This is a genomic window from Halobacterium sp. DL1, from assembly GCA_000230955.3.
Classification (GTDB): domain Archaea; phylum Halobacteriota; class Halobacteria; order Halobacteriales; family Halobacteriaceae; genus Halobacterium.
The window spans coordinates 1,200,226-1,221,655 of the sequence record CP007060.1; the positions used below are offsets into that span (position 1 = coordinate 1,200,226).

General features: G+C 69.2%; 22 protein-coding genes. 11 read left to right on the plus strand and 11 right to left on the minus strand.

What is annotated here, in order from left to right; all coding sequences use genetic code 11:
• Positions 1 to 17: 17 nt before the first annotated feature.
• The 4 genes from HALDL1_07775 to HALDL1_07790 all read right to left on the minus strand — a co-directional run bounded on the left by HALDL1_07775 (position 18) and on the right by HALDL1_07790 (position 3,105).
• Positions 18 to 1,151 carry a hypothetical protein gene (locus HALDL1_07775; protein ID AHG03507.1) on the minus strand — a complete coding sequence of 378 codons (1,134 nt, stop codon included), beginning with the start codon at positions 1,149 to 1,151 and terminating at the stop codon, positions 18 to 20.
• Positions 1,152 to 1,185: 34 nt separating this feature from the next.
• A complete protein-coding gene (locus tag HALDL1_07780) occupies positions 1,186 to 1,995 on the minus strand; it encodes a 3-hydroxybutyryl-CoA dehydratase (protein ID AHG03508.1) in 810 nt (269 codons plus the stop codon).
• Positions 1,992 to 2,903, minus strand: coding sequence for a 3-hydroxyacyl-CoA dehydrogenase (locus HALDL1_07785; protein ID AHG03509.1), 912 nt, complete (start codon positions 2,901 to 2,903; stop codon positions 1,992 to 1,994). The genes HALDL1_07780 and HALDL1_07785 overlap by 4 nt, the downstream gene beginning before the upstream one ends.
• Before the next feature lie 85 nt (positions 2,904 to 2,988).
• Positions 2,989 to 3,105 carry a hypothetical protein gene (locus HALDL1_07790; GenBank protein AHG05236.1) on the minus strand — a complete coding sequence of 39 codons (117 nt, stop codon included), beginning with the start codon at positions 3,103 to 3,105 and terminating at the stop codon, positions 2,989 to 2,991.
• 107 nt (positions 3,106 to 3,212) lie between these two features.
• Between HALDL1_07790 and HALDL1_07795 the strand changes: the two genes are divergently transcribed.
• Positions 3,213 to 3,410 carry a hypothetical protein gene (locus HALDL1_07795; protein AHG05237.1) on the plus strand — a complete coding sequence of 66 codons (198 nt, stop codon included), beginning with the start codon at positions 3,213 to 3,215 and terminating at the stop codon, positions 3,408 to 3,410.
• Between the two features lies 1 nt (position 3,411).
• Here HALDL1_07795 and HALDL1_07800 read toward each other — a convergent pair whose 3' ends face one another.
• On the minus strand, positions 3,412 to 4,707 hold the full coding sequence (locus HALDL1_07800; GenBank protein AHG03510.1) for an ethylammeline chlorohydrolase: 1,296 nt from the start codon (positions 4,705 to 4,707) through the stop codon (positions 3,412 to 3,414).
• Between the two features lie 117 nt (positions 4,708 to 4,824).
• On the opposite strand from HALDL1_07800, the gene HALDL1_07805 reads away from it, so the two are divergent.
• Positions 4,825 to 6,015 (plus strand): MFS transporter, encoded by a 1,191-nt coding sequence (locus tag HALDL1_07805; GenBank protein ID AHG03511.1) that lies wholly within the window; start codon positions 4,825 to 4,827, stop codon positions 6,013 to 6,015.
• On the opposite strand, the gene HALDL1_07810 is transcribed toward HALDL1_07805, so the two are convergent.
• Both HALDL1_07810 and HALDL1_07815 read right to left on the minus strand, forming a co-directional pair.
• Positions 5,966 to 7,396 carry an ACP synthase gene (locus HALDL1_07810; protein AHG03512.1) on the minus strand — a complete coding sequence of 477 codons (1,431 nt, stop codon included), beginning with the start codon at positions 7,394 to 7,396 and terminating at the stop codon, positions 5,966 to 5,968. The genes HALDL1_07805 and HALDL1_07810 overlap by 50 nt on opposite strands.
• A 106-nt stretch (positions 7,397 to 7,502) precedes the next feature.
• Positions 7,503 to 8,660 (minus strand): 3-ketoacyl-CoA thiolase, encoded by a 1,158-nt coding sequence (locus HALDL1_07815; GenBank protein ID AHG03513.1) that lies wholly within the window; start codon positions 8,658 to 8,660, stop codon positions 7,503 to 7,505.
• Positions 8,661 to 8,755: 95 nt separating this feature from the next.
• Here HALDL1_07815 and HALDL1_07820 point away from each other — a divergent pair, with 95 nt between their 5' ends.
• Genes HALDL1_07820 through HALDL1_07830 form a run of 3 tightly spaced genes read left to right on the plus strand, consistent with a single transcriptional unit; the run spans position 8,756 to position 10,506 of the window.
• The gene (locus HALDL1_07820) at positions 8,756 to 9,142 is read left to right on the plus strand and encodes a hypothetical protein (protein AHG05238.1); all 387 of its coding nucleotides are present in this window, start codon (positions 8,756 to 8,758) and stop codon (positions 9,140 to 9,142) included.
• A gap of 30 nt (positions 9,143 to 9,172) precedes the next feature.
• Positions 9,173 to 9,634 carry a monoamine oxidase gene (locus tag HALDL1_07825; protein AHG03514.1) on the plus strand — a complete coding sequence of 154 codons (462 nt, stop codon included), beginning with the start codon at positions 9,173 to 9,175 and terminating at the stop codon, positions 9,632 to 9,634.
• Positions 9,631 to 10,506 (plus strand): amidohydrolase, encoded by an 876-nt coding sequence (locus HALDL1_07830; protein AHG03515.1) that lies wholly within the window; start codon positions 9,631 to 9,633, stop codon positions 10,504 to 10,506. Before HALDL1_07825 ends, HALDL1_07830 begins: the two co-directional genes overlap by 4 nt.
• A gap of 24 nt (positions 10,507 to 10,530) precedes the next feature.
• On the opposite strand, the gene HALDL1_07835 is transcribed toward HALDL1_07830, so the two are convergent.
• The 3 genes from HALDL1_07835 to HALDL1_07845 form a co-directional block, all read right to left on the minus strand.
• Positions 10,531 to 11,757 (minus strand): sugar transporter, encoded by a 1,227-nt coding sequence (locus HALDL1_07835; protein ID AHG03516.1) that lies wholly within the window; start codon positions 11,755 to 11,757, stop codon positions 10,531 to 10,533.
• 117 nt (positions 11,758 to 11,874) lie between these two features.
• Entirely contained in the window at positions 11,875 to 11,985 is a 111-nt protein-coding gene (locus HALDL1_07840) for a hypothetical protein (protein ID AHG05239.1), read from the minus strand.
• A gap of 44 nt (positions 11,986 to 12,029) precedes the next feature.
• Positions 12,030 to 12,680 carry a transcriptional regulator gene (locus tag HALDL1_07845; GenBank protein ID AHG03517.1) on the minus strand — a complete coding sequence of 217 codons (651 nt, stop codon included), beginning with the start codon at positions 12,678 to 12,680 and terminating at the stop codon, positions 12,030 to 12,032.
• 286 nt (positions 12,681 to 12,966) lie between these two features.
• Here HALDL1_07845 and HALDL1_07850 point away from each other — a divergent pair, with 286 nt between their 5' ends.
• The 6 genes from HALDL1_07850 to HALDL1_07875 all read left to right on the plus strand — a co-directional run bounded on the left by HALDL1_07850 (position 12,967) and on the right by HALDL1_07875 (position 20,239).
• A complete protein-coding gene (locus HALDL1_07850; protein ID AHG03518.1) occupies positions 12,967 to 14,016 on the plus strand; it encodes a hypothetical protein in 1,050 nt (349 codons plus the stop codon).
• 173 nt (positions 14,017 to 14,189) lie between these two features.
• Positions 14,190 to 15,920 carry a urocanate hydratase gene (locus HALDL1_07855; protein ID AHG03519.1) on the plus strand — a complete coding sequence of 577 codons (1,731 nt, stop codon included), beginning with the start codon at positions 14,190 to 14,192 and terminating at the stop codon, positions 15,918 to 15,920.
• Positions 15,917 to 16,828 carry a formimidoylglutamase gene (locus HALDL1_07860; GenBank protein AHG03520.1) on the plus strand — a complete coding sequence of 304 codons (912 nt, stop codon included), beginning with the start codon at positions 15,917 to 15,919 and terminating at the stop codon, positions 16,826 to 16,828. The genes HALDL1_07855 and HALDL1_07860 overlap by 4 nt, the downstream gene beginning before the upstream one ends.
• The gene (locus HALDL1_07865) at positions 16,821 to 18,044 is read left to right on the plus strand and encodes an imidazolonepropionase (GenBank protein AHG03521.1); all 1,224 of its coding nucleotides are present in this window, start codon (positions 16,821 to 16,823) and stop codon (positions 18,042 to 18,044) included. The genes HALDL1_07860 and HALDL1_07865 overlap by 8 nt, the downstream gene beginning before the upstream one ends.
• Positions 18,037 to 19,608 carry a histidine ammonia-lyase gene (locus HALDL1_07870; GenBank protein AHG03522.1) on the plus strand — a complete coding sequence of 524 codons (1,572 nt, stop codon included), beginning with the start codon at positions 18,037 to 18,039 and terminating at the stop codon, positions 19,606 to 19,608. Before HALDL1_07865 ends, HALDL1_07870 begins: the two co-directional genes overlap by 8 nt.
• 61 nt (positions 19,609 to 19,669) lie before the next feature.
• Positions 19,670 to 20,239 (plus strand): hypothetical protein, encoded by a 570-nt coding sequence (locus HALDL1_07875; GenBank protein AHG05240.1) that lies wholly within the window; start codon positions 19,670 to 19,672, stop codon positions 20,237 to 20,239.
• Between the two features lie 421 nt (positions 20,240 to 20,660).
• Here HALDL1_07875 and HALDL1_07880 read toward each other — a convergent pair whose 3' ends face one another.
• Positions 20,661 to 21,428, minus strand: coding sequence for an enoyl-CoA hydratase (locus HALDL1_07880; protein ID AHG03523.1), 768 nt, complete (start codon positions 21,426 to 21,428; stop codon positions 20,661 to 20,663).
• Positions 21,429 to 21,430: the final 2 nt, after the last annotated feature.

Below are 21,430 nucleotides of genomic sequence, written 5' to 3' on the forward strand. Positions count from 1 at the left end.
CGACGACACGCCGGGGACTACTCGTCGCTGTTCTCGCCCGGTGCGTCCGCATCCGGGAGCTTCAGGACGTTCTCGCGACCGATGCGGAACGAGTCGAGCCGGTCGTCCTCGCGCATCTGCTTGACGACCTGGCTGGTCTTGGCCTCCGTCCAGCCCAGCGCCTCGACGACGGCCTGCTGTTTCGCGCGGCCGCCCTGGGACTCGAGGAACTGCTCGACGCGCTCCTCGTTGCTCAACAGCTCCGACGGCGGCTCGTCGTCCGCTGCGCCCGCTGCTGCCACACCGGCGTTCCCGTCGTCGGGACTCGTCGTTGCCCCCGGGCCACCGTCCCGGTCGGCGGTCTCGCGCCGCCAGTAGAGCCAGCCCGCGCCGCCGAGCAGGAGGACGGCGATGGCGCCGCCGAGCGCGGGCACGAGCAGCCCACCACCCTCGTTGTCGGTGGTCGGGCCGTCACCCGTGGTCGTCGGGCCGGCGGTCGTGTTCGTCGGCGTCTCCGTGGTCGTCGTCGCGCTGGGCACCACGACGACGCTCGGCTGCCCGTCGCCGAACTCCAGCGGGCCGCGCCACTGCACGGCGTTCTCGCGTGGCTGGGTCGCTTCCGGCGCCACCTCGACCGTCTCGTACCCCTCGGGCCAGGACACCGTCAGCGACGTCTCGTTGTCGAGGTAGAACCCCTCGAGGGCGTCACCCGCTGCGATGGCGTTCTCCTCGGTTTCCGCGAACCCCTGCCACTCGAAGTGGTAGGTGACGACGCCCAGGGATTCCTCGTTGAGGCTGTTCACGCGCGTCGAGACGGAGACGTTCTCGACGGCCATCTGTCTACCCGTGGTGTTCTCTGCCGCGTCAACCGTCGCCGTGATGCGGTCCTCGAACTGTCCGACGTAGTTGGAGGTGTTCGTCCGGATGTCGTTCTGCAGCGACTCGAAGGCCGCCGTTTCGTTGTCGTTAGACAGTCGCGTCCGGTAGGTGAACGTCCACGCTGCGTCGCCGTCCTCCTGCAGCGAGGCGGACAGCGAGACGGAGTCCGGGTCGAACTCCTGTGGCATCCCGAGCGCGCCGTCCGGTGTCGTCGCTGTCGTCGCGACCGCTGCTGGTGACAGCACCGTCGCCAGGACGAACAATCCGGCGACCCAGGCCGCTCCCCATTCCATGGTTCCCCCTCGGACGGCGTGCTTGAAAGGGTTGTTATCGACCACGCCACTCGGGGGTCCGGTCCTCGAAGAAGGCGTCGATGCCCTCGTCCTTGTCCGCCGTCGAGAACAGCTGCGCGAACAGCTCCGCCTCGTACTCGATGCCCGCCTCGAGGTCCATCCGGGAGGCCGCCTGCACGGCGTCCTTCCCGTACGCCAGGGCGACCGGACTGTTCTCGGCCATCGACGCCGCGAGGTCGGACACCGCGTCGTCGAACTCGTCGTCGCCGTACACGTCCTCGACGAGGCCGATATCCCTGGCCTCCGCGGCGTCCACGAGGTCCCCGGAGAGCACGAGTTTCATCGCCTGCCCCTCCCCAACGATTCGCGGGAGGCGCTGGGTCGCGCCGCCGCCCGGGATGATGCCGAGGTTGATCTCGGGGCTCCCGAGTTTGGCCCGCTCGTGGGCGACCCGGACGTCGCAGGCGAGCGCGAGTTCGAGACCGCCCCCCAGCGCGTGACCGTTCAACCGGGCAATCACGGGCTGGCGAACGTCTTCGACCGTCTCGTAGACGCGGGGCCGCTCGCTCGCTCGGCGCTGCTCGACGGCGTTCCGCTCGCGGAGTTCACTGACGTCGGCGCCAGCGACGAACGCCCCTGCGTCGTCGCTTCCCGTGAGAACCACGACCCGCGCGTCGCTCTCGTCGACGGCCGCGAACACTGCCTTCAGTTCCTCGCGGAGCGGCCCGTGCAGCGCGTTCCGCGCGTCCGGTCGGTCGATGGTGACCGTCGTCACGTGCTCTGGGTCGTTCTCCGTCACAGCCACGAACTCACAGTCCGCCGCGGTCTCGGCGACGTCGCTCACGCCCCATCACCTCCGTCGTCGTGCCCGCTCGAGTCGAGGTCGCCACTCACTCCCCCTATCTCGCCGTCCTCCCAGACGTAGAACCCCTCGCCGGTCTTCTTTCCCAGTTTGCCTGCGCGCACTTTCCGCTTCAGAATCTGTGGCGGCCGGAACCGCTCCCCGAGCTCCTCGCGGAGGTGTTCGAGGATGTCCAGGCGCACGTCCAGGCCGACCACGTCGCCGAGTTCGATGGGGCCCATCGGGTGGTTGTAGCCGAGTTCCATCGACGCGTCCACGTCGCGAGGGCTGGCCACGCCCTCCTCGACCATCCGCATCGCCTCGACGCCGAGCGAGACGCCTAGCCGCGAGGACGCGAACCCGGGCGAGTCCTGGACTTCCACGGCAGTCTTGTCGATGCCCTCGACGAACTCGCGGGCGAACGACAGCGTCTCTCCGCTGGTCTGCTCGGCGACCACCACTTCGACGAGCGCCATGATGTGGACGGGGTTGAAGAAGTGGAGGCCGACGAACTGGTCCGGGTTCTCGAGGACCGACGCGAGCTCCGTCACCGGGAGACTCGACGTGTTCGACGCCAGCACGGCGTCGTCGGGTGCGGCACTCTCAGCCTCGCCCAGCACGGACTGCTTCAGGTCCACGTCCTCCGGGACAGCTTCCACGACGAGTTCGGCGTCCGCCACGGCCTCGTCGAGGTCGGTCGTCCCCGAGAGCCGGTCGAGCGTCGCGTCCCGCTCCGCCGGTGTCACCTTCTCCCGTTCGACGCCGCCCGCCAGGTTCGACTCGATGGCGTCGAAGCCCTCGTCCACGATGTCCGCGTCCACGTCCCGGAGCGACACGTCGTGGCCCGCCATCGCGGCAACCTGGGCGATGCCGTGCCCCATCGTGCCCGCGCCGAGTACTGCGACCTTCATGCCACGGCCTTCCCCACGAACCGTGAAAAAGCTAGGAGAAGGTGTTCTGTGCGGGCCGTTCCTCGGGCAGTACGCGTCGGGGCTGTCAGGTGAACGTGACGTTGACCGGCTCCCCGCACGTCGGGCAGGCCTCCTCGTCGAGGTCGGTCGCGTGCCCTGTCCACCCACAGATTGGACACTGCACGGGTTCGCTGTCGGTCATGCTCGTGTACCACTGTGCGCCTGCCCGAAAAGCGTGGTCCCGCCTGCGCCCGCGTCGTAGCCCCTGTGCCACGGCGTTCATTAGCCCCGGCCGTCACCACCGACACGATGGCCGAAACCGCCGACGCGTGGTACTCGCCACAGCGCCCCCTCGACTGGCTGCGCGCGAAGCTGATTCCGCGTCTGGAGGAGAGCCGCTGGGTCTCCGCGGAGGCGACGGCGCTGCTCGACGAACTGCTGCGGGCCGACAGGGACCCCGACCGCGCGAACGAGAAACTCGACGACTGGGTCGACGAACGTCGGTAGTTCAGTAGCCCTCGGCGAACTCGCTGGCGCGCTCCCTGATGGCCGCATCGTCCATCCGGACGTGCTCGCCGTCCCGGTAGAGCACTTCGCCGTCGACCATCGTCAGCGACACGTCGTCGCCGTGCGCGGCGAACACGAGGTGGGAGTACGGGTCGTGGACCGGCGTCGAGCGGGCGTTGTCCGTCGACAGGCCGACGACGTCCGCCGTCCACCCCTCGCGGAGTTTGCCGACGTCCTCGAACCCCGCGGCCTTCGCGCCGTTCCGGGTCGCCATCCCGAAGACGGTGCGCGCTGGGAGTGCCGTCGGCTCGAGGTCCGACACCTTCCCGAGCAGGCTCGCCTGGCGCATTTCCGTGAACGCGTCCAGGGTGTTGTTGCAGGGCGGGCCGTCGTTGCCGAGCGCGACGTTGATTCCGCGGTCGAGGTAGTCCGTGATTGGCGCCACGCCGGAGGCGAGTTTCATGTTCGACGACGGGCAGTGCGTGACGTGAGTCCCCGTCTCGGCGAGCACTTCGCGCTCGCTCTCGTCGGTCCAGACGCAGTGAGCGAGCACCACATCCTCGCCCGTCAGCCCAACTTCGTCCAGCCAGTGGACGTTCCGCTTGCCGGTGTCCTCCTCGACAGTCGTAATCTCGCCCTTGTTCTCGCTGGCGTGCGTGTGAATGCGGACGCCGTACTCGTCGGCGAGTTCGCGGCAGCCACGCAGGCACTCCTCGGTGCAGGAGACGGCGAATCGCGGCGTGACGGCGTACCGGATGCGGCCGTCGCGAGCGCCGTCGTACTCCCGGATGAGTGCCTCCGTCTCGTCGAGCGCGGCCTCGGTCTCCTCGAGCAGGCCGTCCGGGGAGTCCTTGTCCATCAGGACCTTCCCCATGAGCGCGCGCACGCCGCTGTCCCCCGCGGCCTCGAACGCCTGATCGGCGTGGGAGACGGAGAGGTGGTCGATGGCCGTCGTCGTCCCGGATTCGACGAGTTCGAGGTACGCGAGGTCGGCGGCCGCGCGCATCTCCTCGGGTCCCATCGACGCCTCCATCGGGAGGACGTGGTCGAACAGCCAGTCCAGCAGTTCCTCGTCGTCGGCGATGCCGCGCCCGAGGCTCTGCACGGAGTGGACGTGGCCGCCGACCAGCCCCGGCGCCAGCAGGTCGGACTCCACGCGCTCGTGGTCCGGGTAGCGCTCCCGGAGGTCCTCGCGGTCCCCGACCGCTGCGATGCGGTCGCCCTCGACCACGACCGCGCCGCCCTCGACGACTGACTCGGCGTCACAGACGACCGTGTCGGCGCACAGTAGCGTCATTCCCTCACGTTCTACGACGGCCGCGCCCCTAACTCGTTCCGGTATCCCGTCGGGGTAGCTGGTCACCAGGCGGTAACCATCCTTTCCGCCGACCGCGCCGAACAGCCTCAGTGTGGCATGGAAGTGAGCGAACGCGTCCCGTGGGACTCTCCCACCGTCCGGGTGGTGCTGCTCGGCACCGCGATGGCGCCACTCGGCGTCCCACTGCTCAGCCCCGCACTGCCCGCCTTCCGCGACCAGTTTCTGCTCACGGACGCACAGGCAAGCCTCCTCGTCTCCACGTATTTCCTCGCGGGCATCGTGCTCTCTCCGTTCCTCGGCGCCTTCGCCGACCGGTACGGCCGCCGCCGCCTGCTCGTCGGGTCGCTCGTCGTCTTCTCGCTCTCGGGCACGAGCATCGCCCTCTCGCCGCCGTTCTGGACCGTCATCGCCGTCCGTGTGGTTCAGGGAACCGCTGCCGCGGGCCTGTTCGTCTCCACGGTGACGCTCGTCGGCGACACGTTCGAGGGTGTCCAGCGGAACGCGGTCCTCGGCGTGAACACCGCCGTGCTCTCGGCGGCGGCCGCCGTCTACCCGGTCGTCGGGGGCCTGCTCGCCGGCGTCGCCTGGAACGCGCCCTTCTTCGCGTACCTGCTTGCACTCCCCGTCGCCGGCGTCGCGTGGCGCGTCCTGCCGACGGAGGTCGGTATCCCGCAGCGCCCGGGCTACCTCGCCGCGATGGCGCGCGTGGCGACCTCGACGGGCGCCCTCGGCTTCTACGCCGCCACCCTCCTCACCGAACTCCTCCTGTTCGGCGCGATATTCACCGCGCTCCCGTTCCTCCTCGTCGACGACTACGCGTCCTCCGCCGTGGTCGTCGGTCTCGTCATCACTGCCGCGGAGGTCGTCTCCACCGCCGCCGCCGCGCTCAACGGCCGCCTCGCGCACCGGGCGAGCAACGCCACCCTCGTTCGCGCGGGCATCGCGGTGTACGCCGTCGGACTGCTCGTCGTCCCCTTCGCCGTCTCCCCGGTCGGCGTCGCAGCGGGCGCGAGCATCGCCGGCGGTGGCGTCGGCCTCGTACTCCCGTCCGTCGACGCCGGCCTCACCGACCACGTCCCCGCGGACCTCCGCGCCGGTGCGCTCAGCCTCCGCAACAGCGTCACATTCCTCGGCCGCGCCAGCGGCCCCGTCGCGTTCGCGGCGCTCGCGGGGTCTGTCGGGTACGACAGTCTGTTCACCCTCGCCGGAGTGGTCTCGCTCGCAGTGGTCGCGGTCGTTACCGCCGCCGCTCGTTGGTGGGGACGACCTTCGCGCCGTACCGTCTGACGCCCTCCTGCTCGTACAGCAGGCGCGGCACGGCCACCACCTCGTCGCCGATGCCGGGCGCGTCGTCGCCCGCGAGCACGACCTGCACCGGGACGCTCACCGACCCGCTTTCGACGCCGTCGAACGCCACGATGGCACTCGCGTACTCCCCAGCGCGGGCCTGCTGCGGGACGAACTCCGGCGGCGCGCCGCCCTGCGAGATGGTCGTCACCGCCTCCACTGTGCCCCGCTTCGAGAGCGGTGTGTCGTCGTAGCCCTCGCTCGCGCCGCACTCCGTGCACGCGCCCTCCGGCGGGAACCGGAGCGCGCCACAGGCCCGGCAGCGTCCGGCCACCAGACGGTGGCGCTGCGGGAGCGTGCGGCGGTAGGACGGGACACTGACGTACGCCCCGCCGCCCTCCGGGACACCGGAGTCGAACGCGCCGCACCGCCGCTGGGCCGCCGCGAAGTCGAGGTCTCGGTCGCCCGCGACCGTCCGTCTGACCGGAATTTCACCACCCTCAACCCGGAACGCGTGCGCCGCGCCACCGCTACCGTACGTGACGACCAGTATCGTCTCGCTACCGTCGGCGACCGCGTCGGCGAAGCCGAGCAGCGCGCTCGCAGCGCCCGCGTCGCCTACCTCATCCGCGACGGTGCCGGCGGCCACCGTCTCGCTGTCGAGACCGAGCGCTCTCGCGGCGCGGTACGGCAGGTCGCCGTCGGGGGCCTGCAGCGCCGCGGCGTCCGGGTCGTTCGCGCCGCCGAGTTCGTCGACGGCGCCCGCGACGGTCTCGCGGTAGGCCTCCCGGTCGTAGGCGGTCACGCCGAGTCCCGTCGTCTCGTCGCTGCCGCGCTTCCTGAACCGGGTTCCTGGGTAGGTGGCGGTGTACGACGAGCGGTCGGTGACGGCTCCGGGGCTGTCGGGCGCGCAGACGATTGCACAAGCCCCCGCCCCGGCAGCGTGCCCGACAGCCTCGTCAAGGGCCCCCTGCGGGCAGTCCGCAGCGACGACCAGCGCTACGCCACCGCCGTCGAGCGCCGCCGATAGCGCCTCCCCGCCCGCAGCGGTGCTGCCGCCGAACTGGCTCGTTCGGGTGGTCTCCCCGACGCCGAGCAGGCTACCGAGTCGGCCGCTGCCGGCCTCCTCGTCGTACGGGAGCGTCGTGGACGCGAGGAACAGCGCGTCCACGCTCCCCGCCTCGTAGCCCGCCGCGTCGAGGGCGCGCTCGCCGGCCTCCGCGGCCATCGTGAGCGCGTCCTCGTCGGCGTCCGGCACGGCGACCGAATCGACGCCGCGCGCACGGAACCGGCCCAGGGCGTCCTCGACCTCCGCGGCCGACAGTCGGAACCGGGGGACGTACGCGCCGACACCCGCGATTGCAGAGTTCTCCGCAGTCATGCCTTCCCCTCCCGCGCGTTGCGCGGTCGGTTTCGCGTTCGCAAGCTCACGCGACTTCCGTCAGAGCTTTGCTCTGACGACGTCTCGCTCGCTCGTTGATGCTCGCTCACGAGACTCCCTCCAGGAGCGTGACGACCGCCGCACCGCCGCTTCCGCCGACGTTGTGCGCCAGTCCAAGTTGCGGGTCCTCGACCTGCCGCTCTCCGGCGTTCCCGGTGAGCTGTTTCCACAGTTCGACGACCTGTCCGGCGCCGGTCGCGCCGATGGGGTGGCCCTTCGCCTTCAGGCCGCCGGAGACGTTCACGGGGAGGTCGCCGTCCGCGTCGGTGACGCCCTCGCGCAGCAGTTCCGGGGCCTCGCCGCGCCCGCAGAAGCCGAGGTCTTCGTAGGCGAGCAGTTCCGCGATGGCGAAGCAGTCGTGGACCTCCGCCAGGTCGACGTCTTCCGGTCCCGCTCCGGCCATCTCGTAGGCCGCGTCCGCCGCGTTCTGGCTCGCTGGTATCGACGTGTAGCTCTCCCGCTCGAAGAGGCCGACGCGGTCGCTCGCGGCGCCGACGCCCGCGACTCTCGCGGTGTCCTCGAACTCGGCGGCAACGTCCTCGCTGGCGACGAGGACGGCGGCCGCGCCGTCGCTGGTCGGACAGCAGTGGTAGAGCGTTAGCGGGTCCGCGACCGTCGCGCCGCCGCTCGCGTCTTCGAGCGAGCACTCGAAGCCGAGGTGCGCGTGGGGGTTCTTCGCGGCGTTCGCGTGGTTCTTCACGGCCGCCCGGGAGAGGTCGTCGACGGCGGCGTCGTACTCGTCCACGTAGGCGCTCGCCATCTGGGCGTAGGTGCCCGCGAACGTCGTCCCAGTGAGGCGCTCCCACTCCGTCTCGCCGCTGACGCCGAGCCAGTACTTCGCGGCGTCGCCGCTCAGGTCCGTCATCATCTCGTAGCCGCCCGCGATGACGACATCGGCCATCCCCGACTTCACGGCCTGTACGGCGTTCCTGACCGCGTAGCCGCTGGCCGCGCAGGCGTTCTCCACGCGGGTCGTCGGCACGGAGAGCCCGGCGTGTTCGGCGACGGCGGGTCCGGAGAGACCGATCTGTCGGCCGCCGACGCCGAGCGTTCCTACGACCGCTTCGTCGACGTCTGCCCGGTCGAGTCCGTCGGCGCTCGCCAGCGCGCGCTCGACGGCGGTGGCGAACAGCGAGCGGTAGGACTCCCCGGGGAACGCCCCGAAGGCGGTCTGGCCCGCGCCGACGACGTAGGCGTCTCGCATATGTCCCGGAGTTGTCCCCCATCCCTCATAATCTCTGTCGACCGAACCGCGGCCTCTGTCGGAACGTTGATGTGACTGCCGTGCGGCGTGGTGGCATGGCTACGCTCGCCGGCAGATTCCGCTCGTGGCTGACAAGCGTGGAGTTCGCGGTGACCACCGGAGCCATCGCCGTCGCACTGGTCGCTGGCGCAGTCGCCTTCGAGACGTGGGGGGACTCCGTGGACGCCTACTTCGTCGTCCTGCTCGCGGGCGTCGGTGTGCCGAACATCTACGAGAACCAGTGGCCGCGGGCCTACGAGCGGCGGGTCGTGGGCGTCGCGTGGGCGCTCGTCACTTCGCTCGCGCTCGTGGCGTGCTACCTCTTCCTCGCGAACGGACTGCGGGCGTTCCTCGACGGGTTCGTGCCCGGCGCCGTAGCGTTCGCCGTCTCCTGGCTCCTCGGCATCTACGCGGCCCGCGTCTACGGCTGGGACTCGGCATAATTATTTGTCGTCCGAGCGACCTCTCTCAGTATGGCGTACAGCTACGAACCCCACTACTTCGAGGAGTTCGAGGAGGGGGAGACGTTCGAGAGCGTCGGCCGCACAGTGACGGAAGCTGACTTCACGTTCCACTCGATGTTCACCGGGGACTGGACGGAACTCCACTCCAACGCGGAGTACGCCGCCGACCAAGAGTTCGGCGAGCGCGTCGCCCACGGCCCGATGACGTTCGTGCTCGCCACCGGGTTCGTCTACCGTTGTGGCTTCCTCGAGCGCCGCGTCATCGCGTTCCTCGGGATGAACTACATGGACATCCCCGCGCCGGTGGCGATGGGCGACACCATCTCCCTGGACATGGAGGTCACGAAGACGAAGGAACTCTCCTCGCGGGACGACGCGGGCCTCGTCGTCATCGACACGGAGATGACGAACAGCGACGGGGAGACCGTCTTCTCGGGGGACATGAAGTTCCTCGTGAAGCGCGACCGATGAGCGCGCTCGACGACCTGCTCGCGGAGACCCGGGCGATAGATACCCACGCCCACCAGCCCACCCGGGAGTTCCTCGAGGACGCGGGCGGCCAGATGATGGAGGACGCCGCGAGCAAGTTCGGCTCCGAGATGGAGACGTGGGACTACGAGGAGATGGTCGAGGAGTACCACGACGCCGGCGTCTCGCGGGCCGTCCTCCTCGGCTGGGACGCCGAGACGAACACCGGCAACCCGCCCGTGCCCAACGACTACGTCGCGGAGGTGCGGGACGACCACCCCGAGTTCTTCGTCGGGTTCGCGTCCGTCGACCCGCTGAAGGACGACTGCGTCGAGGAGGCCGTCCGCGCCGTCGAGGACCTCGACCTCTCCGGGTTCAAGTTCCAGCAGATCGCCCAGGGCTTCGACCCGAGCGACCCCGAACACGACGCACTCTGGGACACCATCGAGGACCTCGGCGTGCCCTGCGTCTTCCACGGCGGGAACTCCACGCTCGGCGCCGGCGCGCCCGGCGGTCGGGGGCTGAAGGTCAAGCACGGAAACCCGATGCTCCTCGACGACGTGGCCGCAGAACACCCCGAACTACAGATTCTCATCGCCCACCCCGCGTTCCCCTGGGAGAAGGAGCAACTCGCCATCTGCCAGCAGAAGGGCAACGTCTACATGGACCTCTCCGGCTGGCTCCCGAAGTACATCGACGAACAGGTGCTCCACTACGCCGGCACCGTCCTCCGCGACAAGGTGATGTTCGGCACGGACTACCCGATGATTCGGCCCGGTGAGTGGCTGGACTCGCTCGGCGAGCACACCGACTACTCCGAGGACGTCTACCGGAAACTGCTCTGGGAGAACGCCGAAGAGTTCCTCGACCTGTAGCGGCCACCGGGTCCGACCCCCGACTCACGACTCCGGGACGACCCAGACGAACGCGACGCCGACGAGAGCGAGTCCGCTACCGACCAGGAACGCCGTCTCGTAGCCCGCCGCCTCGATGAGCGCGCCGCCGGCGATGGGGGCGACGAACGCGCCGGCGAGACCCAGAGTGGTCTGGAACGCCACCGCGGTGGCGGCGACGCGCCTGTCGACCAGTTCGCGGACGTACGCGAACGAGAGGCCGAGCGTCAACTGGATGGTGAAGCCGGCGACGAGCAGCGCGACGACGAGCGCAGCGACCGACCGAAGCGTCGCCAGCACCATGAGCGCCGGTACGGTGAACAGGAACGAGAGCAGGAGCACTGGCCGACGGCGACCACCGAACAGGCGGTCGGAGAGCAGCCCGCTGCTGACGCGGGAGACGATGCCGACGGCCGGGAACACCGCGATGAGCAGTCCGCTCAGACCGATCGCGAGACCGACCTCGTCCGTGAGGTACGACGGCGCCCAGCTGTTGACGAACAGGTAGAGCGAGTAGGCGAGAAAGCCCAGACCGCCGACCAGCCAGACGCTCCGGTCGCGGAGCACGCTCCCAAACTCCGCCAGGCTCGGCGCGGCGCCAGCGTCGCTGCGCCCGAGGCCGCGACTCGTCGGCCAGTACATCGCCAGGCCGACCAGCGGGACCGCGTTGAACACGAGGAAGATGGCGGGCCAGCCGAACTGCGCGGCTATCGTGGGGCCGCCGCCCTGACCGAGTGCGAACCCGACTGGACCGCTCGCGGTGAAGATGCCGACCGCCGTCGCGCGGCGGGACGGCTCGACGGCGCGGCTGACGATGTCGATGCCAGCGTTCCAGATAGTGACGAACGCGGCGCCACCGACGAGACGCGACGCGATCAGGAGGTAGTAGGCGTTGCGCTCGGCCGCCATCCACCCCCAGACGCCGACGACGAGCGACACCGCGATGGCGAGAGCGATGGCGACCCGGGAGTTCGTCCGGTCGAGCAGCGCGCCGACCGGGAGGCTGGCGACCACCGCGGCGCCGAACATGCTCCCCACGACGAGACCGGCTTTCGTCGCGTCGATGCCCATCGACGCACGGATGAGCGGTGTGACGCTCGCGGGCACGATCTCGTTCGCGGAGAGCGCCACCGATATCAGGCTCAGTCCGCCGACGAGTATCCAGCGCTCCCGCTCGCTGCGGGCAGCCCGGGTCGTCACGCCCGAGGAGTCACTGCCCGCCTCGTCTGTCATTGGCAGATTCTGGACGCTGTCGAACAAGTATCTGTGCTTCGGCGTAGTCCTGTCCGGGTTCTCCCACGCGGATACCCCGGCGCCGGGGCCGCGGGGACGCCCGGTCGTTCTCAACCCCTACCGCCGGCGACCGAGTGCCACGACACTGCCGAGGAGGCCGCCGACAGCGAACGCCGCGGCGACGAGGAGACCTGCCACTGTCGCGACGACCCGCGGAATCCCGACCACGTACTCGTCCGGGACGCCCGCCGTCGCGAGGCGGCGACGGTAGCTCAGATAAGGAACTGCTCGACGAGCGTGCCGACGAGCTTCTGTTCCGCGAGCCGGAGGTGCTCCTCCAGCGTCCGCCGGTCGATGTCCATCTCTTCGGCGAGTTCTTCGGTGGTCGCGCCGCGCGGAATCTCGTAGTAGCCGGCCTCCCAGGCGAGGACGACAGCCTCCTCCTGGCGGTCCGAGAGGCTCGGCATCACGCGGTCCATCGAGAGCATCGGGTGGTCCTGCGTGACGGTGTCGATCTCGCGCTTCGAGCGCACGGTCACGTCGAAGGACTCCTGGGCGTCCTGGTAGAACTCGGTGAGATTCCGGGACTCGAGGGTGAGCACGCGGACGACCTTGCCCCCGCTCTCGTAGCGCAGCGGGGGCAGGAACAGACACTCGTGCTTCGAGAGGTAGCCCTCGATGTTGTCCTCGATGTACGGCTGGAGGCACTCCGCCGTGATGATGATCTGTTCGTTCGCCCGCTGGATGGTGTCCTCCACCCCCACCGCACGCTCGACCTCCTGGCGGACCTCGCCGTCGGCGTCCCCCCGCACGTACAGGAGGTCGCAGTGGTCGTTACACCACAGTTCGATGCTGACGTCACGCCCCGCCGTCGCGCCCTCGTACGCCACGTTTCCCTTGATGTGGAATGTGGCTTCGTACATTCTGCTACCTCTTGGTATCTAGTTGTAATATAATCCCCTCACCATGGGCGGCCCCACTTACCCATCTCACCCTCCCAGATCTGGCGGCCCGGAATTTGCCGAAGACGCTCACCTTCCTCCCCGAGACCCCACGGCCTTCCTCCTCACTCCGGAGTGGGGAATTTATTACGAGCGCCACCCCTTCCTCGACGTAGAGATGTCCGTCCGGCGGCCGGTTTGCCGGACCAGGCGAACTCGTCAATCGAACCATGACGAACGACACACTCACCGGCGACCAGATTCCCTGGTGACGACCGTGGACGACCAGCCCGCGGCGAGTGACGACGCGCCCGGGTTAGCGAGCGCCGTCGTCGCACGGTTACCCGGACTCGCGCTGCTCGTCTTGGTCGCGCTGGCTGCTCGCGCGGCGGGGCTCTTCGTCCCGGGCGTGAACGCGCTGCTGGCGAGCGTCGCCATCGGCATCATCGTGGTCAACGTCGTCGGCGTCCCGGACGTCCTCGACCCGGGGGTCGCGACGCACAAGCTCTGGCTGGAGACTGGCATCGTGCTCATGGGCGCTCGTATCTCCGTGGAGTCGCTGCTCGGCGCGGGCGTCGAACTCACCTTGCTCGTCGTCGTCGCTGCAGCCGGGATGGTGCTGCTGGTCGAGGCGCTATCCAGGACGCTGTTCGACGTGCCCAGGGAACTCGGGGCGCTGCTCGCCGCGGGCTCCGGCATCTGCGGCGTCTCCGCGGTGGCGGGCGTCGCCGGCAGCATCCGCGCGAACGAGGACCACGTCGCCTACGCCACCGCGACCATCCTGCTGTTCGACGCCGTCACCCTGTTCGTCTACCCCGTCCTCGGCTCGGTGCTGTCGCTGTCCGACCAGGTGTTCGGCGTCTGGGCGGGCCTCACGATGTTCAGCACCGGGCCGGTGACCGCCGCCGGGTTCGCGTTCTCGGAGACCGCCGGCCACTGGGCGACGGTGACGAAACTCACGCGGAACCTCCTGCTCGGCGTTCTGGTCGGCGTCTACTCCCTGCGGTACGCGGAGGGCGAACGCGGCGCTAGCGCGTTCTCACCGCGGGCGCTCTGGGCGTCGTTCCCGAAGTTCGTCCTCGGCTTCTTCGCCGTGATGGTGTTGACGTCCACCGCGCTCGTCTCCCCGACGACGACCGAGCAGTTGACGAACGCCTACCAGTGGCTGTTCCTCGTCGCGTTCGCCGGCCTCGGGCTCAGCGTGGACGTCGAAGACCTCCTGAACACCGGCGCCCGGCCGGTCGCGCTGGTCTGCACGGCGTTCGTCGTCGGGAGCGCGGCACTGCTCGTCCTCGTCGGCTTGCTGTTCGGGGCGTGACGTCGTGGTGTTCGGGCTCTACCCTTGGCCGACGTGTTCCGCACCGGAACGACGAACGGAAGCAAGCGCTGGGGGTCTGCCCGCGAGGAGGGGGAGCGAGTGCGCCACCTCTCTTAAACGACCCTTCACATGCTGGGTGAACGACAAACCCTCCTGGGGTCGTAGGTCGAGGCATGGAGCAGCAGACCGAAGGCGACCACGGCGTCGGCGACCCGTCCGAGCAGTGGCGCGACTATCAGGGCGCGCCCACCGGGACGGACGTGGAGTGCGAGGGGTGGCGACAGGAGGCGGCCCTGCGGATGTTGAACAACAACCTCGACCCGGAGGTCGCGGAGAAGCCCGAAGACCTCGTCGTCTACGGGGGCACGGGCCGGGCGGCCCGTAGCTGGGACGCCTACGACGCCATCCTCGGCGAACTCCGCGAGTTGGGCGACGAGGAGACACTGCTCGTCCAGTCCGGGAAACCCGTCGGCGTCTTCGAGACGCACGAGCAAGCCCCGCGCGTGCTCATCGCGAACTCGAACCTCGTGGGGAAGTGGGACAACTGGGAGCACTTCCACGAACTCGAGTCGAAGGGGCTCATCATGTACGGCCAGATGACCGCGGGGTCGTGGGCGTACATCGGCACGCAGGGCATCATCCAGGGAACCTACGAGACGCTCGCGGAGGCGGGCCGCCAGCACTTCGAGGGAGACCTCGAAGGCCGCATCGTCGTGACAGGGGGGCTGGGCGGCATGGGCGGCGCGCAACCGCTCGCGGTGACGATGAACGAGGGCGTCTGCATCGCTGCGGAGGTCGACGAGGACCGCATCGACCGCCGCATCGAGACGGGCTACTGCATGGAGAAGACCGACAACGTGGGTGAGGCCATTCGGAAGGCCGAGGAAGCAGCGGAGGCCGGGGAAGCGTACTCCGTCGGCGTCCACGTGAACGCCGCCGATATGCTCGAGGAAATGCTCGACCGCGGCTTCGTCCCGGACGTCGTCACGGACCAGACGAGCGCGCACGACGAACTCGAGGGCTACTACCCGAGTGGGTACACCGTCGAGGAGGCCGACGACCTCCGCGAGCGAGACGCCGAGACGTACGTCGAGGAGAGCCTGGACACGATGGAGCGCCACGTCCAGGGCATCCTCGATATGCAGGACGCGGGCGCCATCGCCGTCGAGTACGGCAACAACATCCGCGGCCAGGTCGCCGACCACCGCGATATGGAGACGGCGTTCGACTTCCCCGGCTTCGTCCCGGCGTACATCCGCCCGCAGTTCTGTAGGGGACGGGGACCGTTCCGCTGGGTCGCGCTCTCCGGTGACCCCGAAGACATCCACCGCACGGACGAGGCCGTCAAGGAACTGTTCCCGGAGAAGGAGTCGCTGCACCGCTGGATCGACCTCGCGCAGGAGCAGGTTCAGTTCCAGGGGCTCCCGAGTCGGGTCTGCTGGCTGGGGTACCAAACAGAGGAGGAAGGTGGCCTCACGGAGCGCGCGAAGTTCGCGCTGCGCATCAACGACCTCGTCGCGGAGGGCGAAATCGGCGCCCCCGTGGTCGTCACCCGCGACCACCTCGACGCGGGCAGTGTCGCCAGCCCGAACCGCGAGACCGAGGCCATGAAGGACGGTTCGGACGCGATCGCCGACTGGCCGATTCTGAACGCGCTGTTGAACACGGCGGCGGGCGCTGACATCGTGAGCGTCCACGACGGCGGCGGCGTCGGCATCGGGAACGCGCTCCACACGAACAACCACGTCGTCCTCGACGGCACCGACCTCGCCGCCGAGAAGGCGCGGCGCGTGTTCACCACCGACCCCGGGATGGGGGTCATCCGGCACGCCGACGCGGGCTACGAGGAGGCCCTCGCGGAGGCCCGCGAGTCCGGCGTCGACGTCCCGATGGAGGACCGATGAACCTCACAGAACCACCCGAGTGGGCGGGCACGTCGTCGGACCCGAACGACGAGCAGTTCGGGGACGTGATAGAGGCCGCGATACCCGAGACGGCGACGGACTACGACGCCGTACTCGTCGGCGAACCGTACGACGGCGCCGTCATCGGTCGGAAGGGTGCGGCAGGCGGACCGGCCGCGGTCCGCGAGGCGCTCGCGGGCGTGAAGAGCCACCACTTCCAGACGGGAGCGGTCAACGCTCTCGGTGACCTGGGTGACGTCGATGTGGACGCCGACAGCGTCTCGGAGGCACAGGGAGCGTTCCAGGACGCCGCCCACCGCGTCCACGACCTGGGCGCGTTCCCCGTCTTCGTCGGCGGCGACAACTCGCTGTCGTACGCCAACGCCAGCCCGCTGCTCGACCGCGGGTCGCTCGGCGTCGTGAGTTTCGACGCCCACCTCGACTGCCGGGAGGTCCGGGGTGAGCCGTCCAGTGGCACGCCGTACCGGCAGCTGTTCGATGAGGGTCTCGACGCGCTCGCCGTCGTCGGCGCGCGCCACTTCGAGACCAGCACGCGGTACGCCGACTACATCGACGAGCAGGGCGGCAGCGTCGTCACTTCGGAGACCGTCGGCGCGGACCCCGGCGGGGCGCTCGACGCCGCGCTGGCCGCGATGGCCGACGTCGACCAGGTGTACGTGAGCGTGGACATCGACGTGCTCGACGCCGCTTACCCGGGGTCAAGCGCGCCGACGCCGGGCGGCATCGAGCCGCGCGAACTGTTCCGCCTCGTGCGCCGCATCGCTGGCCGCTCGCGGGTCGCCGGCTTCGAAATCGTCGAGACGGCGCCGTCGCTGGACACGGAGGGACGCACGGTCGACGCGGCCGCGAGAACGATCGCGCACTTCCTCGGAGGCTACCATGGCTGACCTGCAGACGGTCGTCCACGGCGCCGCCGAAGTGGTCGTCGGTCCGGACGACGAGGGCGCCCTCCGGAGCTACGAGGACGGCGCAGTAGCCGTCGTCGACGGGAGCGTCGCGATGGTTGGCGCCAGCGAGGACGTGACCCGCGAGTACCCCGCGGAGAACGCCGACACCGCCGTCGAGGCGTCCGGGAAGACGGTGATTCCGGGGTTCGTCGACCCACACACCCACGCGCTGTTCGCGGGCGACCGCTCCGACGAGTTCGCGAAGAAGCTCCGCGGGAAGCCCTACCAGGAGATTCTCGCGGAGGGCGGCGGCATCCTCCGCACCGTTGGAGCCGTCCGCGATGCCAGCGACGACGAACTCGTCGCGAATCTCACCGAGCAACTGGACCTGATGCTCGACCACGGCACGACCACCGCGGAGGTCAAGACCGGCTACGGGCTGGACACGGAGACGGAGCTCCGGATGCTCGACGCCATCGAGCGCGCTGCCGCCGACCACGCGGTCGACGTGGTGGCGACGTTCATGGGCGCCCACGCCACGCCGGACGGGATGGACGCCGCGGACTACGTCGACGAGGTCGTCGAAGAGCAACTGCCAGCGGCCGCCGAACGCGGTAGCGCGGCGTTCTGTGACGTGTTCTGCGAGGAGGGCGTGTTCACCGTCGAGCAGTCCCGACGCATCCTGGAAGCGGGCCGCGAGCACGGCATGAAACCCAAGATTCACGCCGAGGAGTTCACCCGCCTCGGGAGCGCCCAGCTGGCCGCCGAACTCGGCGCGGTGAGCGCCGACCACCTGCTGCACGCCAACGAGGAGGACGCCGAGGCGCTCGGGGACGCGGGCGTCACACCCGTTCTCCTCCCCGGCACGGCGTTCTCGCTGGGCGAGTCCTACGCAGACCCCGAGCAGTTCCAGGCGGCGGGAGCGCCGGTCGCGCTCGCCACCGACCTCAACCCGAACTGCTACAGTCAGAGCATGGGGTTCGCGGTCGCCCTGGCTTGCAACGGGATGCGGATGACGCCCGCGGACGCGCTGCTCGGGGCGACGACCCACGCTGCGCGCGCCATCGACCGGTCGGACGGCACGGGGACGCTCCGCGAGGGAGCGCCCGGTGACGTCGCCGTCGTAGATGGGCCGAGCCACGTTCACGTCCCGTACAACTTCGGCGTGAACGCCGTCTCGACCGTCCTCAAGGACGGGGAGGTCGTGCGTGACTGAGGTCGTCGTCGACGGCGAGACCCTGACGCCCGAGGACGTCGAGGCTGTCGCCCGGGACGGCGCCACGGTCCGGATAGCCGACGAGTCTCGCGAGGACGTCCGGCGCTCCCGCGAGCGCGTGGCGGACGTCCTCGAGTCGGGCGAGGCCGTCTACGGCGTGAACACCGGCTTCGGTCAACTCGTCGACACGCAGATTCCCCGCGAGGACCTCCAGGCGCTCCAGACGAACCTGCTGCGGAGCCACGCCGCGGGCGCGGGCCACGAACTCGAACGAGAGGCGGTTCGCGCGCTCATGCTCACCCGACTGAACGCGCTCGTCAAGGGCTACTCCGGCATCCGCGAGGTGGTCGTCGACCTGCTCACAGCGATGCTCAACGAGGGCGTCCACCCGGTCGTGCCCTCCCGCGGGAGTCTCGGCGCGAGCGGCGACCTCGCCCCGCTCGCCCACACGAGTCTCGTGCTCATCGGAGAAGGGGCTGCTGTGGTGGGTGGTGAACGTCTACCAGGCGAGGAGGCGCTCGCTCGCGTCGGCCTCGAACCCGTCGCGCTGGAGGCGAAAGAGGGGCTCGCGCTCATCAACGGCACGCAGCTAACGGCGGCCCTGGCGGCGCTCGCCCTCCTCGACGCCGAGCGGGCGCTCCGCGCGGCGGACGCCGCGGGCGCGCTCACCACGGAGGTCACGCTGGCGACGACGGCGAACTGCGACCCGAACATCCAGCGCGTGCGGCCCCACGACGGCCAGTCGGCGAGCGCGCGCAACGTCAAGCGCCTCACCGAAGGGTCCGAAATCGTCGAGAGCCACCGGAACTGCGACCGCGTGCAGGACGCCTACTCGATTCGCTGTCTCCCGCAGGTCCACGGCCCCGTCCGGGACGCGCTCGCGCACCTCCGGGAGGCCACCGAGGTGGAGCTGAACAGCGCGACTGACAACCCGCTCGTCTTCGACGCCGACGGCGTCGACCCGCGGGCCAGCGGCACCGACTCGGCGGCCGTGCTCTCGGGGGGCAACTTCCACGGCGAGGTGCTCGCGCTCCGTCTCGACTACGCGACCAGCGCGCTCACCGAACTCGCCGCCATCAGCGAGCGCCGCGTCGACCGGATGCTCAACCCGAACGTCCAGGAGGACCACCTGCCGCCGTTCCTCACCGAGCACAGCGGCCTCCACTCGGGGCTGATGATCCCCCAGTACACGGCCGCGTCGCTCGTCAACGACCTCCGCTCGCTGGGCAGGCCGTCGACGGACAACGCGACCGTCTCCGGCAACCAGGAGGACCACGTCAGCATGAGCGCCGGGAGCGCGCTCGGCTTCCGCGAGGCCGCCGAGAAGACCGCATCGGTGGTCGGCGTCGAACTGCTCTGTGGCGCGCAGGCCAGCGAGTTCCTCGACGACGACCTCGACCACGCCGCCGGCACCCGCGCCGTCTACGACCTCGTCCGGGAGGTCTCGCCACCCGTCGAGGAGGACCGCTCGCTTGCCGACGAGATGGACGCCATCGCGGACCTGGTCACCGGGGGACTCGTCGACGAGGCCGTCGAGCGTGCACTCGGCGAGCGACTGGAGTGACGAAGGGGGAGCGTCACAGCTCCCCAAGAGATTTTTTCGAATGCCGACGCGACTGTTCGATATGGTCGACGTCCGGAAGGCTCCTCCGAGCGACTTCGACGCCGTCTACCGGATGCTCTGCGACCGAACCGGCGACCGTGACCGCGACGCCGTCGAGGCCTGGTACGTCGAACACCCCGAGTTGTTCCATGGAGCGTACGTCGACGACGCGCTCGTCGGGTTCACCGTCGGACGGGCGCGACGTGAGGACTCCGTCGAACTCGTCGGTATCGCGGTAGACGACGAGTACACTCGCCGGGGAATCGGCTCGCGGCTCCTCGACGCCTTCGAGACGGCCGCCACGGACCTCGGCTACGAGCGCATGAGCCTCGGCTCCGCGGGCGGCTACGTCGACGAGTTCTACCTCGCGAACGGCTACGAACCGGAGAGCATCCTCGTCCGCCTCCACCCCGACGACGTGCCGGAGAACTACCGCGAACTCGGCTTCGAAATCCTCAGGGAGCGCGTGGACGACGGCGTCCAGAAGTTCTACGTCACCCCGGGCGCCCACAACCCGGAGCGCGTCGAGGCGGTGCGCGAGGCGTTCGGCGACCCCGAGGCCATCTACATCGTGGAGAAGTACCTCGCGTAGTTACATTTCAATCCAAAGAATCAACACCGCTGTCAGTAGAATCGCACCAAGGAGTGCTTTTCCCATAGTCAAATGTACACGCTCAAGCCAACTGTTGTCTACTTCTGTCATCAGGCTCAATCCAGCTAATCCGACAACACTCAAGAAGAACCACACCGAGTAGATTGGGGTTGTTGGCCACTCAGAACCCCTGCTAAGTAGGTACTTTCCCGAAGTTACTGATATTACAAGTATACCAAGAAATCCGAGTGTGATGTAGCTAACTCCGTGTTCAACATTGACCTCTGAATCATCGCCATCAATGGTGTACCGAACACTTGCTAGCCAAAGTGGTAAAACTAGAATTGAGGCTTCTAAGAGACTGATAGCGAGATCTGCTCCGTTTGTCATGATGGATTCTCCTTTGCCATATTAAAATAAATTAGGTGTCGAACTCCGGCTCCCGGCCCTCGAGGAACGCCGTGACGCCCTCTGCGTGTTCGTCGGTGTCGTAGGCCTGGCTCTGGAGGAGGTTCTCGTGGTCGAGCGCGTCGCCCCACTCGCGGCCGAGGTTGTCGTGGAGCGCCTGCCGGATGACGCCGATGGTCCGGGTGGGCCGCTCGCGGAGCGTGTCGAGCAGCGCGTCCACTGCGTCGTCGAGTTCCTCTGCGGGCACCGCCTCGTTGACGAGGCCCAGGTCCGCTGCTTCGTTCGCGTCGACGAACTCGGCGGTGAACGCGAGGCGCTTCGCTTCGCGGAGGCCGACGAGGCGGGGCAGCAGGAAGCTCCCGCCAGTGTCCGGGACGAGGCCGACGCGGACGAACGCACAGGAGAAGCGAGCGTCGGGGACGGCGTACGCGAAGTCCGAGAGCGCGACCACCGCGAGGCCCGCGCCGACCGCGTCGCCGTTCACGCGGGCGACGATGGGGACGCGGGACTCCATCGCGGCCTCCGCGAGTCGGCCGAACGTCCGCTCGACGCGCTCGTATGCGTCGCGGACGTCCTCCTCGCGGGCGGCCATCGACTGGATGTCGCCGCCCGCGGAGAACGCGCTCCCCTCGCCCGTGAGGAGAATCGCGTCGTGGGTCTCGGGGTCGGCGGACTCGATTGTTTTCGCGAGGTCCGCGGCGAGGTCGGTGGTGAACGCGTTCTTCACCTCGGGTCGGTCGAACGTGACGCGCAGGACGCCGTCGTTCGTCTCGGTGTGCATGC